14 protein-coding genes are annotated in these 14792 nt (G+C 63.9%); all 14 read left to right on the top strand.

From position 1 onward, the window contains the following. Nucleotides 1–1126, top strand: a 1126-nt coding sequence (locus ACREPD_RS15700) for a Mu-like prophage major head subunit gpT family protein (protein WP_431600193.1), incomplete at its 5' end; no start/stop codon positions are given. Between the two features lie 69 nt (nt 1127–1195). Continuing rightward, the gene (locus ACREPD_RS15695) at nt 1196–1561 is read left to right on the top strand and encodes a DUF2190 family protein (RefSeq protein WP_431600192.1); all 366 of its coding nucleotides are present in this window, start codon (nt 1196–1198) and stop codon (nt 1559–1561) included. 79 nt (nt 1562–1640) lie between these two features. After that, nucleotides 1641–2072 (top strand): structural protein P5, encoded by a 432-nt coding sequence (locus ACREPD_RS15690; protein ID WP_431600191.1) that lies wholly within the window; start codon nt 1641–1643, stop codon nt 2070–2072. Then, the gene (locus ACREPD_RS15685; protein ID WP_431600190.1) at nt 2072–2410 is read left to right on the top strand and encodes a hypothetical protein; all 339 of its coding nucleotides are present in this window, start codon (nt 2072–2074) and stop codon (nt 2408–2410) included. The genes ACREPD_RS15690 and ACREPD_RS15685 overlap by 1 nt, the downstream gene beginning before the upstream one ends. Then, nucleotides 2407–2895 (top strand): endopeptidase, encoded by a 489-nt coding sequence (locus ACREPD_RS15680; RefSeq protein ID WP_431600189.1) that lies wholly within the window; start codon nt 2407–2409, stop codon nt 2893–2895. Before ACREPD_RS15685 ends, ACREPD_RS15680 begins: the two co-directional genes overlap by 4 nt. After that, complete coding sequence (locus ACREPD_RS15675) at nt 2892–3215, top strand: head-tail joining protein (RefSeq protein ID WP_431600188.1); 324 nt, start codon at nt 2892–2894, stop codon at nt 3213–3215. The genes ACREPD_RS15680 and ACREPD_RS15675 overlap by 4 nt, the downstream gene beginning before the upstream one ends. Continuing rightward, the gene (locus tag ACREPD_RS15670; RefSeq protein ID WP_431600187.1) at nt 3208–3696 is read left to right on the top strand and encodes a hypothetical protein; all 489 of its coding nucleotides are present in this window, start codon (nt 3208–3210) and stop codon (nt 3694–3696) included. The genes ACREPD_RS15675 and ACREPD_RS15670 overlap by 8 nt, the downstream gene beginning before the upstream one ends. Nucleotides 3697–3706: 10 nt before the next feature. Further along, complete coding sequence (locus ACREPD_RS15665) at nt 3707–4510, top strand: hypothetical protein (RefSeq protein WP_431600186.1); 804 nt, start codon at nt 3707–3709, stop codon at nt 4508–4510. A gap of 79 nt (nt 4511–4589) precedes the next feature. Next, nucleotides 4590–5198, top strand: a complete 609-nt coding sequence (locus tag ACREPD_RS15660) for a hypothetical protein (RefSeq protein WP_431600185.1) — start codon at nt 4590–4592, stop codon at nt 5196–5198. Beyond that, a complete protein-coding gene (locus tag ACREPD_RS15655) occupies nt 5198–8959 on the top strand; it encodes a Laminin subunit alpha-2 (RefSeq protein ID WP_431600184.1) in 3762 nt (1253 codons plus the stop codon). Before ACREPD_RS15660 ends, ACREPD_RS15655 begins: the two co-directional genes overlap by 1 nt. Then, complete coding sequence (locus ACREPD_RS15650) at nt 8956–9372, top strand: hypothetical protein (protein ID WP_431600183.1); 417 nt, start codon at nt 8956–8958, stop codon at nt 9370–9372. Before ACREPD_RS15655 ends, ACREPD_RS15650 begins: the two co-directional genes overlap by 4 nt. A 3-nt stretch (nt 9373–9375) precedes the next feature. Continuing rightward, nucleotides 9376–12984, top strand: coding sequence for a hypothetical protein (locus ACREPD_RS15645; protein ID WP_431600182.1), 3609 nt, complete (start codon nt 9376–9378; stop codon nt 12982–12984). Beyond that, nucleotides 12981–13973 carry a hypothetical protein gene (locus ACREPD_RS15640; RefSeq protein WP_431600181.1) on the top strand — a complete coding sequence of 331 codons (993 nt, stop codon included), beginning with the start codon at nt 12981–12983 and terminating at the stop codon, nt 13971–13973. The genes ACREPD_RS15645 and ACREPD_RS15640 overlap by 4 nt, the downstream gene beginning before the upstream one ends. 3 nt (nt 13974–13976) lie before the next feature. Next, entirely contained in the window at nt 13977–14363 is a 387-nt protein-coding gene (locus ACREPD_RS15635; protein ID WP_431600180.1) for a hypothetical protein, read from the top strand. Nucleotides 14364–14792 lie beyond the last annotated feature (429 nt).

Genomic DNA, 14792 nt, shown 5'->3' with positions numbered 1-14792 from the left:
CCCCGGCCCGCTCAATGGCGGTGCCAGCATCACTGCAGGCGTGGATCAGCGCGACCTGACCCGTGCGGCCATGGCTAATGCCATCCAGGCCCGCGCGGGCTTAGAGCAGCCCACCGACGGCAACCCGTATCGGGGCATGACCATGGGCGAGATGGCCCGGGCGTGCGTGCAGGCCACCGGCACCAATGTGGCGGGCATGGACCGCATGCAGATCGTGGGCTTGGCCTTCACCCACAGCACTTCTGATTTCCCGGCGCTGCTGGGCGATGCCTCGCGTCGCGCTGTGCTGCAGGGCTATCAGGAAGCGGAAGAGAACTTCGATCAGTTCACCCGCGCGGTGAATGTGCCTGACTTCAAGCCGACCAATCTGGTCGGGCTGGGCGCGTTCTCGGATCTTGACATCGTGCCGGAAGGTGGTGAGTACAAGCACGGCACTTTCAGCGAGCAGTCGCAGGCGATGAAGATCGTCACCTACGGCAAGCTGTTCACCATCACCCGTCAGGCCGTCATCAACGATGACCTGGGCATCTTCAGCGATGTGCCGCGCAAGATGGGCCAAGCCGCGCGCCGCACGCTGGCCAAGGCGGTGTTCGATCTGATTAACAAGAACCCGATCCTGGCCGATGGCAAGCGACTGTTCAGTGCCGAGCACGGCAATTTGCTGCCGCCCGAGCTGATCACCACCGCCAGCGTGGGTGCCATGCAGGCCGCGATGCGTCTGCAGAAGGATAAGGACGGGAACCTGATTCAGGTGCCGATGAAGGGATTGCTGACCCCGGTGGCGCTGGGCCTGCAGGCTCGCGCAGTGCGCACTGCCGAATTCGCTGTCGGTGCCGGCACCGGTGATCGCGATCCGAACACCGTGCGCAACACCTTCGAGGTGTGGGATCACGGCCGACTGGATGAGAAGGACTCCAAGGCCTGGTACGGCTTGGCCAATCCGGCGTTCGTGGACGCCATCGTGGTGGGTTACCTGGACGGCAACCAGTCGCCGTACCTGGAACAGGAACAGGGCTTCACCGTCGATGGGGTGGCTTGGAAGGTTCGCCTTGACGCGGCCCCGGCCATCGCCGACTACCGCGGCATCTACAAGAACCCGGGCAACCCGCCACCCGCGCAGGGCTGATCCGACACGTCTGAGCGCGGCCGGTCCCGGCGCGCTTAGTTGCCATCTATCTGATTTGAGGAACGAACTATGAAAAACGCACATCAGGACGGCCGCGTGCTGGATGTGACTTTGACCCGCGACGCCAAGAGTGGCGAGCTGGTGGTCGAAGGCAAGCTGGTCGGCGCTGCCGTCACTGACGGCAAGGTCGGCGAGGTCATCGCCGTCCACGTGGAAGGCGTGTTCGAGGTGGCAAAGCTGCCCGCATCGACCTTCGCAGTGGGCGCGCCGGTCAACTGGGATCCCACCGCCAAACACGCCATCGCTGCCGAGGCCGGGGCAGACCAGGTCGGTGGCATCGGCTTTGCTGTGTACCCGGCCGATGCCAGTTACACCACGGTTTTCGTCCGGCTGACGCCGGGTACTGCCGCTGCTGGTGAGGCAGGCGGCGCGTAATCGCTTTGGCCGGTATCGCCCACATCCGCCGGAATGGCGTGGGCGATGCCGGCACTTCATCACGGGCAAGGGGCACCGCATGAATACCAGCACGACGCCACGCGGCGTACGCAACAACAACCCAGGCAATATCGACCGTACCGACGTGGTGTGGCAGGGCGAGGACCGCTCGGCCGCTGCATTGGCGCAGGAGCGCCGATTCTGCGTGTTCACCACGCCCGAAGCTGGCTTCCGCGCCCTGGCCAGGACGCTTCTGACCTACCAGCGCAAGCATGGGCTGCGCACGGTCAAGGAGATCATCAACCGCTGGGCCCCGCCGGTGGAGAACAACACCGCCGCTTACGTACATCGGGTCGCCGACGAGGTTGGAGTGGGTGGCACCGAGATCATCTCGCTGACTCGGCCGGTGACCCTGTTTCGCCTGGTGCGCGCCATCGCCCGTCGCGAGAACGGCCGCCTGTTCTGGAGCGATGCTGTCATCGAAAGTGGCGTCAATGAGGCGCTGAAGTAATGGCCGGGCCCGACATCAGCGACGGCGCACCGTGGTGGTTAGCGGGCAGCGTGGTGGCGTTCTGGGTGGTGCGCGAGACGTGGGGCGCACTGCTTTCACGTCGGAAGGAACGCACTGAAACCGATGCCAATGTTGCGCTGGTGGAAGGGCTCGCCAAGCGGGTAGAAACGCTGGAGAACCGCCTTTCTACCCAAGATCAGCGGCTTCAGCAGGAAGTGGACCTGCGCCTGCGGGCGCAGGAAGAAGCGAGCGTGCTGCGGATGCGCATCCGTCAACTGGAATCGATCTTGCGGGGCCTTGGGGCGATCATCCCTGAGACCGACGGGGTGTCGGCATGATCCGCGTCCTGGCCACTGCGCTGCTACTGCTGCTGGGCATCATTGTCTGGCAGCGCGGCAGCGTTTTGAAATCTGAAGCTTCCGCCTCGGCGGCCACCGCCGATCGCAATGCGGCCACTGCGGCGCTTTCTGCAGCCGAAGCCGAGATCGGTCAGCTGGGCACCGTACTCAAAACAGAACGCGCCAGTGTCAAGGCAGCTAACGCCTTGGCCGCCCGATACGAAGAGGAGAAGAAAGATGCGCAAGCTGAGTCGGATCGCCTTGTTGCTGATCTGCGTGCTGGCAACCGCCAGCTGCACCAGCGTTGGCAGGCGGCCATCCACACCACCGTACTGTCCCAGCCCGTCGCCACCGCCAGCCAGTCTGATGGTGGAGTCGACGAGCGGATCCAAAGTGCGGGCCGAATTATTGCAGCCGTCGACCAGTGCGACGCGCAGGTAAGAGCGTTGCAGGCCTATGCCCGGCAGGTGGGAGGTGCGCCGTGAGCCAGCGAGAGTTCCTGGCCAACCTGGATGCCGACCTGCATGCAAGCTTTGCCGCTGGTGGCATGGCCGATGTCGGGCTCTACACCGCGCCCGGCGACGGTATCGCCGTCTCATGCCAGGTCTACGTCGACCGGGATGTGGAAACCATTGGGGGCCTGCGTCAGTTCATGGCCGGCCGGATCGAAATTGCGTATGTCCGCCAGCCCGGTTTGGATCCGGTGCAGGGCGGCAAGGTGGTGGTCGACGGGGACACTTACGTCAACGGCAAGTTGGTTTCTGATGATGGCTCGGCAAGCCGCTGGACGGTGCGTAATGGCTGACCTAACGCTTCCGGAACCTGCCAGCTGGCAGTTGGTGGAGATGCTGGCCGCACGCGTGCGCCTGATCAAGCGCTCGGCTGGCTTCCATACCGATCTTGGCGATGGGCTGATCTTGCTTGACGACGATGACGCGCCTCAGCACATCGACATGCCGGCCACCGCCATTGTGGTGGATCGCATCAGCGGCACCAACGGCAACCGCGTCCAGGCCAGCTCCGATGTATCGGTGACCATCGAATTCAGCGTGCCGCGCAACGAGGATCAGGCCCGCCCGAACCGGTTAGTACACCGGGCGCGGCATGACCTGATGCGCGTGCTCACCTTCGATGCTCGCAGCCTCCCGCTTGGGCTGACCAAGTTTGAAGTTATCGATTCCCAGCTGGCCGAGGTCACCGACGACACCGGCCACTCCAGCGTTGTCGCTCAGATCACCGCGCGGGCCGGCCTGACCGAAATCTTCCAGCCCGTGTCCACCCACTAGGAGACTCCCCATGGCTACCCAGCCCAAGGTCCGCAAGTTTGCCGGCGATCTTCGCCTGTATGAGCACGGCACCGGTTCCGACCGCATCGCCGTGATTCCCGATGCTGATGACAAATTCGGCAATAAGCCCCTGGAACAGAGCTCGCTCACGTTCAGCTATGAGGCCGGTGATACTACCGAAATCAAGAGCAAGCGCCGCGATGACCGCTACGGCCAGATCATTCATACCGACGCCAACCCCGGCGCGACTAGCATCGGCATTACCGCGCTGGAAGTGCCGCCGGCCATTCTGGCGCGCGTGTTGTACGGCAGCGCTGTCACCGCGTTAGTCGCCGCCGGCGAGGTGGTTGACCAGGTCGTGACCGCCCACAGCAAGGATGCCCCGATCAAGCTGCCCCATCGCTTCGTGATGGCGGTGCCGGCACCGGTGGTCAAGCGTGGCCAGCAGGCGCTGGAGGCCGGGACTGATTACATGATCGACAACCGTCAGGGCATGTTGATTCCCAAGGTCGGCGGTGATATCGCACATGGCGATGTGCTGGCGGTCAGCTACACCTATGACGGCTACCTGCACACGGCTATCAACGGCGGCGCGGTGCCCAACAAGCCGTTCACCATCCTTGGGGACGTGCAGGACCGTATCAGTGGTGAGAACGGCCTGCTGCGTATTCCGCAAGTCAACCTCACTGTCGACGGCGACGTGGACTGGTTCAGCGATGAGCCGCTGCAGGTCACGCTGACCGGTCCGGTCATCTTCCGTTCGGAAGAAGATGCCTTGTACACCTTCGAGGTGTACGAGCAGCAGGCCGGCTGATGGCGGCGCAGGCCCGCAATGGTCTGGTCGGGGCGGCACCTTCCCAGGTGCCGCCCCGCTACCGCATGGCGGTGCGCTGATGGCGATCGGCTTCAATACGTTCGGGCGCACGAGCGCAGGTGCACTGGCTCGCCTGGCCGCCCAGGTAGATGGGTTGAGCAAGACCTCCATCGCCAAGGCTGATTCGCGCTCTATTGCCTCGGTTCGCCGCCGCTTTGAGCCGGCGGCTATGAAGGCAGTTCGCGAGGTCTACACCGTGCGTGCCGGTTACCTGAAGGGACGCTTCACCGTTCGCTCTGGCCAGGACGATGGCGGTGAGTACCTGTCCTTGAATGCCTCCACCGGAAAGCTGGCGCTGATCGGCTTTGGCGGGCGGTGGGGCGGTCGCAAGACACCCGGCGCCACCGCTGGAATCCAAGTGGGCAAGCGCAAGGTCTACGCCTCTGCGTTCATCGCCAAGATCGGCGGTCAGCGCCGGATGGTGGTGCGCCAGTTCTCCCGTGATGCCACTGCGCCATCCGGTCGCGATGGCCGACGCAAGCTGCGCACGCTCACCGGTGCCAGTGCCTTCCAGATGGTGATGGGGCAGGGCGAAGTGGTGGCCACCCAACTGGCCCGGCAAATGAACGAATACCGCAGCAACGAGCTGGTTCGTCAGCTCACTTTGGCACGTAAGAGGAAGCGTTGATGGCAGGCACAGGGGCATTTGAAGAAGCGCTGCGGCTGGTTCTTGAGACCAGTGGCACCGAAGGTGTGGACGCGCTGCGCCAGGCGCTGGTCGAGATGGGCGTGGCCACCGAAGAGGCCGGGGCCGACACCGCCAAGCTGATCGATCGGCTGGCCGATCTCAATGCCACGGCCGGCAAGGCCGAGGCGTTCAGCGGGATGATGGACACGCTCGATGAGCTGCAGCAGTCCTATGACGCCAATCAGCGCGCCGCCTACCAGCTGAGCTTGCAGATTGCCGAGACGGTGAATCCGTCCAGGGACCTGCTCAACGCCCAGAAGGCGCTGCGCTCTGAAGGCGACAAGCTCCAGACCAGTTTGAACAAGCAGTGGGAGGCCGTGACCAAGGCCGACACCGCATTGAGCGAGCTAGGCGTGGATACCGCGCAGCTGGCCAGCAGTCAGCAGCGCCTGCGCAGCGAAGCGACACGCACCGCCCAAGCCTTCACCGAGCAGGCAAAGGCCTCGGCGCAGGCCGCCACCGAGACCCGCAAGCGCAACGATCAGATCGAGCAGAGCGATGCCAGCTTCCGTGCCCAGGCTAAGGCCAGCACCGCCGCTGCCGAATCGCTCAAGGCCTACCGCGAGCGCGCCAACCAGGCGGCAAAGGACACCACCGATCTGGGCACGGCCGCTTCGGCCACCAGCTCGATCATGGACAAGCTCAAGGGTGTCGCCGCCACTGCGCTGGGCTTTATCGGCTTTGGCAAGCTGGTGGACGGCATCAAGTCCATCATCACCGAAGGCAGCGATGCTGAGCAGGAACTGGGTCAGCTCGAAGCTGCCCTGGCCGCCACCGGCCGGCAGAGCGAGTTCACGGCCGACCAGCTCGCCCAGATGCGCCGCCAGCTGCAGGGCGGTCTGTTTGATGATGGTGAGATATCCAAAGCGCAGGTACGCCTGCTGTCTTACACCAACGTGGTGGGTGCGCAGTTCCCGGCCGCGATGCAGATCGCCATCGACCAGGCCCAGCGGCTGGGGATGAACCTGGAGCAGTCGGCCGAAGTGGTCGGCAAGGCGCTGCAGACCCCGTCCAAGGCCATGGAATCACTGAGCAAACAGGGCTTTACTCTAGATGCCAGCCAGAAGCAGCTGATCACCCAGCTCGAGGCTACCGGGCAGGTTGCCCAGGCCCAGGCGATCATTCTGGATCTGCTGGCCGAGTCCTACGGCGGGGCAGCCGCGGCAGCCAAGGTGGGCACCATTGCCGGGCTGTGGAAGGCGGCCACCGAGCGCTTCAAGGACTGGAAGCAGGAAGTCGCCGATCAGGGGGTGCTTTCGTACTTCAAGACCCAGCTGAGCGAGATGCTTGCATTGGCCGATCGACTGGCCAAAGACGGCACGCTCACCCGCTGGGCCAAGCAGACCAGTGATGCCATTGTCACTATGGCCAGTGCGGCGCGATCCGCTACAGGCTGGTTGATCGATCACAGCGGCGCGCTGGTTGCGATGGGCAAGGCCTATGCAACCTTTGCCATCGTGCGCGCCATTGTGCAGATGAACACGTGGCGCATTGCGCTGATGGCATCCACGCGGGCGCAGATCGCGAACGTTGCGGCCATGGATGCGGCCGGGAAGGGTGCGCTTGGCCTGGGCAACATTCTCAAGAGCCTGCCGCGTGCGGTGCCGATCACGATCGCATTGCTGGGCCTGGAGCTGGCCAGCAAGGGCCTTCAGTCCATCGGTGAGGCGGTGGGCACCGAGATGGGCAAGTGGAGCCAGGCCAACAAGGAAGCCGGCCAGACCATCACCCGCGTCCGGGAGCAGATGTACCAGCAGGGCGTGGAATACAAAAAGCTTGCCGTGTCGGTATCAGCGTTTAGCCAGGTGCAGGTGAAGAGCTCGGCCGACGTGGCCGCGATGGGCGAGGAAGAGCGCAGGTCCTACCAGGCGCGGCTGGACGCGCTGAAGAAGTACCTCAACGCCCAGTTCGGATTTCTGTTTACGCAGAAGGAACTGGGAATTGCCACCGATGAGCAGCTGGCCCAGCTGGAACAGGTCAAGGCCCGCCTTACCGAGGTCGGTGCCGGTTACCAGGCGCTGTCGACCGGATCGAAGGTGGCGGGTGAAGCCCTTAAGAGCGGCATCGCCGCCGGTGCGCAGCTGGTGGTTGAGCAGCTCAAAGGGATTGGCAGCGATTCCAAGCTGGCCGTCACCGAGATCGGCAAGCTGTTTCAGAGCTTGAACTTTGCCGACACCAACTCGTTGGGCAACGTGGCGGTGGCGCTGGCATCCATTGCAGAACAGGGCGCAGGGGCCGCACGCAACGTGCGGGACGGCCTGCTGGCCACGCTGCAGCAGCTTAGCGGCGAGGAGCTGATGCGCTTCCAGGCCTCGGCCCAAGCGGCCTTCGCCTCGCTGCCGGCGGCAGCAGCCAACACCACCGTGGTGCTGGAGCAAACCCTGCTGGCGGCGATGAACAAGCTGGGTGTCTCGGCGGACCGCCTGGGGGTGAGCTTTACCGCCGCCGGACGTGACGCCAACGCGGCCTTTGCCACGGTGCTGGAGAATGCCCTGGCCACCAGCAGCCAGATTGAAACGGCCTTCAAAGCCGCATTAAGCAATGTGGCCACACTGGACGAGGCCAAGGCCTTGGGCGCGCAGCTACAGGCCGCCGGCCAGCAGGGCAAGCTCGGGTTTGATCAAGCCGAGCGCTCGGCCGCTGCGCTCAATGCGCGGATCCGTGAAATCACCAACGCCATGAACCCGCTGAACGATGAGTTCGGCCGGCTGGGTATCCAGTCCCAGGCCTCGCTCAACGCGGCGCGCGACTCTGCCAAGGAGGCCTTCGAGGCGATCCGGCGCGGCGCGGCGCAGGGCAAAGCCAGTATCGAAGACGTGCGACGTGCGTTCACGGCCTACTCCAACACCGCGCGTGCAGCGGTAGCCAACAGCGATAAATGGAAGCAGGACCAGGTCAGCGCCCAGCTGGAGATCCAAGGCGCGTTGTACTCCACCAACGCCGAGTTCGATCGTCAGGGCGCCAAGGGTGCCGCTGCAGCCCAGGCCGTAGTCCAAGGCAGCAACGAGGCTGTCGCCTCCCTGCAGCAAGTTCAGCAAGCAGCTGCGGGCGCGGCTGACAGCGTCGCGGCGGTCGGGGACGCAGCCGGGGGTGCCGGTGGGAATCTCAAGACCGCTTCGGCGGCCGCCAGCGGCTTCTCCATGGATATGGGGCAGATATCGGCCAAGACCCGAGAGCTGCTGAACCAGATGAGCGGTCCGCAGGGCATGCAGCAGTTCGCCAACATCTGGAATGGTCTGGCCAAGCAACGCCGTGACCTTCAGGCCTACAAGGAAGAGCTGCAGGGAGTTTCAAACGGCATGGATGAGCTATCCAAAAAGCGCCGCGAGCTGGCATCGCGCTTTGACCTGGTAGGCGAGGGCGAGCTGGAAGAGCTGGTACAGCTTGAAACCCAGATCGAAGCCAAGCGGGCCGAGCGCCGGCGTGCTGCTCGCCAAGACACTCAGGACCGGCTGGACGCGGCCAAGCAGGAGGCGGAGCTACAAGCAGCCGCCGATGCCAAGCGCGTGGGCAATGGGGAGGGTAATGGTGCTGCCGTGGTGCGAATCGAGTGGACTGCACCGTCGCGGTCAGTGGCCGCCAGCGCCTCCGCCGCCGAGCGAGAACAGGCAGAGCGTATTGCTGGCTTGGTGACGCCGCTTGTCATGGAAAGGGTCGCCCGCAGCAAGAGCGTCTCGGTCCGTGGTGGGGCGCGCCGATGACCAAGATCATCCTGGCCGGCATAGAGCTCCCAGGCGACCTGCAGTGGACCGACGAGTTCACCTCCTGGCGGGTGGGTCAGCAAGTTAAGACGAGCCTGACCGGCGCGCGAATCGTCCAGGAATCGGCGCTCCAGGCGGGACGTCCAATCACGCTACAGACCCAACGTGACGGTGCTGCCTTCGTGGCACCGGTGTCGCTGCCGATACTTCGTGCGCTCCAAGCCAGTGAAGAACAGCCCCGCAACGAATCCCTATCCCTGATGCTCCCCGCGCATAACGGCGGGGAACGTACGTTCAGCGTGCGCTGGCGGCGCACCGAAGGCGCAGCGCTGGAGGCCGAGCCGATCCGGTTCGCTGTGCCGGCGCTGGACGGGGACTATTTCTCAATCACTCTCAGACTGATGACGGTGTAACCGATGACGATTTCCGCTACAGATATCAAGATGCGCCAGTCACAGCGCCTGACCGACAACCCCGACGGTGGTGGACGCATGGTCCAGGCCGAGATTGGGGACGGGCAGATGAACAACCTGTTTCCCGATATTGGTGACGAAGAGCGCACCACAGGCCGTGCCACTCTGCGCAAGATGTTCGTGCACGTCGATACGCCGGGAACGGACGTTCTCAAGGATGCCATCGGCGTTCTGCTCGACCCACCAACGGATCCGAAGGTTCAGGTGAGCATGTTCGCCACAGGCAGCTATAGCGACGTACGCAGCGACGCGCGCAACCGTGTGGAGAGTTACATCACGCGCGGAGTGGAGTCGCGCTACGTCCTGCTGAGCAACCATTTCATCGGGCAACAGGCCCTGCAGTTCTACTGCATGAAGGATGCGGCGAGCCCGGACATCAACGACAACCTGTGCTTGTTCGTGACTGCCTCTGGCTACACGCCGAACGAGCAATACGTGCGGGTCAAGAGCGTGCTTTCCCGGTCGACTCGCACCTTCTACGACGACCTGGGTGCATTTGAGCGAGACGTGATCATCATCGAAACGGTGACCGCGCTGCTGTACGACTTCCCAGGGCAGGAAGCTTCGCGCATGACAAGTATCAAGCCACCGACACGCATCTACGAGACCAATGTGGTGGAGGCGACCAGCTACCACAGCGTCAAGCGCCTCACAGCGGCTGCCAAGCCCGGCGACCTGTCCGTGCAGGTGGACACGCCTTACGTCACCATCGTACCGACCTCGACGGCCGAGACTCCCGTTAGCGACGTGCTGGCCGGCCTTGGCACGATCAGCTACGTCCCATCCGGACCTGTCGGGGCATTGGCGCTGAGCTTCAGCACCAACTTCCCGGCCGGAACCCCAGTCACCCGCTTCCTGGGCACGCCCATGGTGCTGGGCTCAGTCAAGGTTCTGGCGGGCAGCGTCGAGCTGTCAGACGACGGTGCCGGTGCACTCACCTCCGCCGGAGCGTCGCCCTGGACTGGCTCGGTGGACTACCAAGCCGGCTCTATCACGCTGGTCAGCGCCAACACGGTTGGGTTTGCAGCCGTCAGCGTCACTGCCCGCCCTGCCGGCGCGATCATTGCGCAGGGCTTCTCCGACGAAATCACCGTCACGCAGAACAATCAGGGCTACAACTGGCTCTTTCAGCTGACTCCGTTGCCGGCTGCAGGCACCGTGGTGGTGGACTACCGCGCCCTAGGTAAGTGGATCCGGCTGCAGGACAACGGGCAGGGCCAGTTGGTTGGCAAGCCGGGGCAGGGCAGCGGCTCGGTCAACTACGCCACTGGCGCTGTGGTGCTGACCACCGGCGCCCTGCCGGATCTGGATAGCAGTGTGATCCCCAGTTGGGGCACTCCGGTGCTGGCCGAGTCACGCACGGGCGATGTTGCGGTTGAGCCACCGGCGCTTCATTTCATGCTGAGCAACTCCGGCGTGGTGCCTGGCTCGGCCAAGTTCACGCTGCGGGTAAACAACAGCAATATTCCTGTGGTGGACAACGCAGCGGGCGGTCTTCTGATTGGAGGGGTCACCCGCGGCTCCATCGCCTATGCAACCGGCGAAGTCATGATCCGTCCGGTGACCTTGCCAGACGCGGACAGCCAGCTTGCCTGCGAGTATGACTTTGGGCAGGCCCTTGTCTCCACGACGCAGCCGGTACCGGATGGCTCCGGCATCATATCGATCGCGCTTCCAGAAGGCCCCGTGCGAGCTGGCAGTCTGCGTTTGGACTGGGTGATTTCGGTAGTCAAGGATGAGGCCGGGATGCCCGCCACCCCGCAGGTCATGCGAGTGACGGCGAAGGATGACGGGCAGGGCAATGTGGTGGGTGTAAGCATCGGCGGTCAGGCCCTCACCACCGTGCTTGGCGCGATCAACTACGCCACCGGTGCGATAAACCTCCAGGCTGGTAAGTTCACGGTGCACGCCGTTTCCTTGCCGATCTACCAGGTCGTCACCGGCCGCGAGGATCTCAGGATCGTCGGGTACTACCGTGCGGATGTTGCCGCGCAGTTTTCGGCGGGCACGATTATCTCTCTGGGCTGGATGATCGCAGGCGCAGCGCAGACGACGTCTAGTGAATCGCTGACCTTGCCACCGGTGCAGCTGCTGCTGACCCCAACCATCAGCGACAGCATCGTTCCGGGAAGCGTGCGGTTCACCTACAAGGGCAGGACGTATGTGGACCGCAATGGCGGCCTGTATTACAACATCGACCCGGTTTCCGGCGCCGGGATCTACGGCGGCACCATCGACTACGCCGCCGGCGCTGTGAACGTGACCCAGTGGGTGCCCGGTGGCTCCAATACCGTGACGGTGCAATCTTTACTCACGCGCATCGCCGATCACGGCGTAGCTGCGGTGTACTTCCGTGCACCCGGGTCGCCGCTGCGCCCAGGCGTCTTCACGCTGCGCGCGGTGGTGACCGATGGCACGCAGCTGACCGCCACGGCCGACATCAATGGCAACATCGGTGGCCCGCAGGTTGCCGGCCTGATCGATTGGGAGACCGGTGTGGCCAGGGTCGCCTTCGGGCAGCTGGTGCCAGCCGCAGGAAATGAAGGTGCTCCGTGGTTCGATCCGGCTGCTGTCGTGGGCGACCAGGTCTGGAAGCCCACTTTGGTTTTGCCCGGCTCGATCTTCATCGGCGCGGTGGTGTTCCGCTCGATCCCCTTGTCGGCCGTGGTCATCGGCCTGGAGTCGGTGCGTTTGCCGGCGGACGGGCGGGTTCCGGCCTTCAAGTCGGGTCAGACGGTCATGATTCACCACACTGCCAAGCACGCAGTTGCCGCACCGCAGGCCAACCAGGTGGTGCCATTCGGGCGCACTCGCGTGGCTGCCGTGGAGGTGGTGGATGCTGCCGGCGCCCCGGTGGACAGCGCCTGGTACACGTACGACCTGCAGCAGGGGAGGCTGACCTTCAGCGATCCGCTGAATCTGTCGGCTTACCAGATGCCTATCGTGGTGTCGGACCGGGTAGAAGATCGCCGGCTGGTGGTTCAGCCGCAGATTACCGGCGAAATCGAGATCAACACTGGGCTGACCCACGACTACCCGGCTGGTGAGGCACTTATAAGCACGGCGCTGCGCCTGGGTGAGGCAAATGGCTCCCTGGACCTCCAAGCACGCGTGGTCAACCTGTTCGATCAGGCCACGTGGGCCAACACTTGGTCCGACCAGCTGGTTGGGAGCGCCGCGCCGGGCACCTACAACGACACCGATTTCCCGCTAGTCGTCGCCAACAGCGACACCATTACCGAGCGTTGGGCTATTCGCTTTACCAACGCCACGCAGTTCGAGGTGATTGGCGAAACCGTGGGCGTGATCACCACCGGCAGCATCAGCGCGGATTGCGCGCCCCTCAACCCACGAACCAATCGGCCCTACTTCACGATCCGCCGCCAAGGCTGGGGCACCGGCTGGGCGACCAACAACGTGGTGCGCTTCAACACCGTTGGCGGCTTGGCTCCGGTCTGGATGGTGCGTACCACACTTCCTGGCGCACCCGAAGGGATCGTCGATTCCACCCGCTTCATGGTCGTGGGCAACATTTCTGGAGATAACGTATGAGCTTGATTCCAACCGTCTACAAGAGCACCGACCCGGGCGCGCCCCTTCTTTCCGGCCAGCCTGGCGCGCTGGCCATACTGCTCGACGCGTTGCTGGTGGACGGCTACGGTACCGGCGCCAACCAGAAGCTTGGCATGGGCTGGACCCGGGCGTTCACGGGCTCGAATGTCCGTGTTTTCCGCAATAATTCCATCGTCGCCACAGGCTTCTTCCTGCGCCTAGACGATACGGCCCAGCGCTCAGCATTGCTGCGTGGCTTCGCCACGATGTCGGACATCGATACCGGAACAGATCCGACCCCGGCGACCTCGCTCAAGCCAACCGGATCGCGTTGGGATAAATCGTCATTGGCAACGTCTGAAGGCCGCGCGTGGGTCGCTGTTGGCAACGAGCGCTTCTTCTACCTATTCATTGACACATCCGGACAGTTCGCGCAGAACGGCGGTGGAGCTATGCATCCGCACTACGCCGGAGACATCACCTCGCTGAAGCCCGGGGACCGGCATCACTACGTGGTGTCCTACAAGGGCTCAGATACTGAGATGTCGAGCAGCATTGGCTATTCCCTCAAAGGTCAGAGCAGCTGGAGCATTAGCAACACTTCTGACACAGGTACCGCGTGCTTTATCGGGCGCAACACAGCAGCGGTTCCTGGAGCGGTACGTTGCGCTGTCTCGGCGGACGGGATGTACAACGCGGGCTCGTTCGGCAATGCGACCATCTATCCTCCCTATCCCTATGCGGCCAACAACGGACTTCTCTACGCGCCTATCGTGGTGTTCGAGGGTTCATACCTGCCGCGCGGGTTTCTGCCCGGGCTGTATGCGCCGATCCATCGTCGTCCATTTCCGGAGATGACTGTCGTGAGTGACATCGGCGGCCTGCCAGCTGGCACCCAGTTGCTGGCGAAGGGGTACATCGTAGATACGACCGGTTATAGCGATTCGTATCATGGTCAGGTACTGATCGACATCGCCAATGCGTGGTGACGCATGAGCCTCGTTGCGATCCGATTCGGGTTCAGGGCCTCTCCAGTCAAATGGGCTCCGCTGGGCGGCGGTGTTTGCTATGGCATGCGTGTGTCCAGCGCGCAGGCGTACGCGGGCAAAGGGTTCCTTGCGGGTGAGGCGCCCTCGACCTCAGATCCCGACGGGGTGGACGGCCGCTTCCGAATCTTGAACCAGCCTGCACAGGGTCGGATCCTTGTTTTTGATCGCGGCACCACCAACTGCATCGCCAGTCTGTTCAGCAAGCCCGATGGCACGTGGCGTCTTGATCGGCTGCATCCAGACCTGGTGCTGACCGTGATTGGCTATGACGATTCGGGCAAGCAGAACGCGGCGGTCCAGGACTGGGTGCGCCCGGCCGTGGAGGGGTAGCGCGTGGTTGCTGCCGGTAATCGTGTCCCGCTGAACCTCGGCCCTCTCTCGCTCGGGACGGGTCTGCGTGTCGGCTTGAACCTTGGCGTGGGTTGGGAGGAGGTGGACCCGCTGGAGCCCACCATGGAGGCCCTGCGCAGCTCGGCCCGCATGCGATGGCGAGGCACCCAACGGTTAAGTCGCCTGAGCACCGTTCGCTGGCAGCAGGCTGACCACGCCCGCAATAGCGCGCTGCTAACTTGGGGCCAACAGCAGGGGGGCACCGGCGCGGCGGTCTCGCTGCCTTGGTCCATTGCGGATACGGCCGCCGGCAGTACCAGGCTGCCTTGGTCGGGGGTGATGGAGGAGGTGCGAGCGAACCAGGCTATTTGCTGGGTCAGCCTTGGGCGGGAGCGCGGTGGCGCCTCCCTGCGCTGGCGGGCGAGTGAG

It is taken from the genome of Stenotrophomonas sp., assembly GCF_050737075.1.
Classification (GTDB): Bacteria; Pseudomonadota; Gammaproteobacteria; order Xanthomonadales; family Xanthomonadaceae; genus Stenotrophomonas.
Note: the sequence above shows the minus strand (reverse complement) of the source record. Positions and strands in the feature narration are given on the sequence as shown.

Excerpts from the sequence above, each read along its gene's own strand:
- ACREPD_RS15640 (WP_431600181.1), top strand. The coding sequence starts at position 12,981 with ATGAGCTTGATTCCAACCGTCTACAAGAGCACCGACCCGGGCGCGCCC.
- ACREPD_RS15660 (WP_431600185.1), top strand. The coding sequence starts at position 4,590 with ATGGCGATCGGCTTCAATACGTTCGGGCGCACGAGCGCAGGTGCACTG.
- ACREPD_RS15690 (WP_431600191.1), top strand. The coding sequence starts at position 1,641 with ATGAATACCAGCACGACGCCACGCGGCGTACGCAACAACAACCCAGGC.
- ACREPD_RS15680 (WP_431600189.1), top strand. The coding sequence starts at position 2,407 with ATGATCCGCGTCCTGGCCACTGCGCTGCTACTGCTGCTGGGCATCATT.
- ACREPD_RS15655 (WP_431600184.1), top strand. The coding sequence starts at position 5,198 with ATGGCAGGCACAGGGGCATTTGAAGAAGCGCTGCGGCTGGTTCTTGAG.
- ACREPD_RS15685 (WP_431600190.1), top strand. The coding sequence starts at position 2,072 with ATGGCCGGGCCCGACATCAGCGACGGCGCACCGTGGTGGTTAGCGGGC.
- ACREPD_RS15650 (WP_431600183.1), top strand. The coding sequence starts at position 8,956 with ATGACCAAGATCATCCTGGCCGGCATAGAGCTCCCAGGCGACCTGCAG.
- ACREPD_RS15665 (WP_431600186.1), top strand. The coding sequence starts at position 3,707 with ATGGCTACCCAGCCCAAGGTCCGCAAGTTTGCCGGCGATCTTCGCCTG.
- ACREPD_RS15635 (WP_431600180.1), top strand. The coding sequence starts at position 13,977 with ATGAGCCTCGTTGCGATCCGATTCGGGTTCAGGGCCTCTCCAGTCAAA.
- ACREPD_RS15695 (WP_431600192.1), top strand. The coding sequence starts at position 1,196 with ATGAAAAACGCACATCAGGACGGCCGCGTGCTGGATGTGACTTTGACC.
- ACREPD_RS15670 (WP_431600187.1), top strand. The coding sequence starts at position 3,208 with ATGGCTGACCTAACGCTTCCGGAACCTGCCAGCTGGCAGTTGGTGGAG.
- ACREPD_RS15645 (WP_431600182.1), top strand. The coding sequence starts at position 9,376 with ATGACGATTTCCGCTACAGATATCAAGATGCGCCAGTCACAGCGCCTG.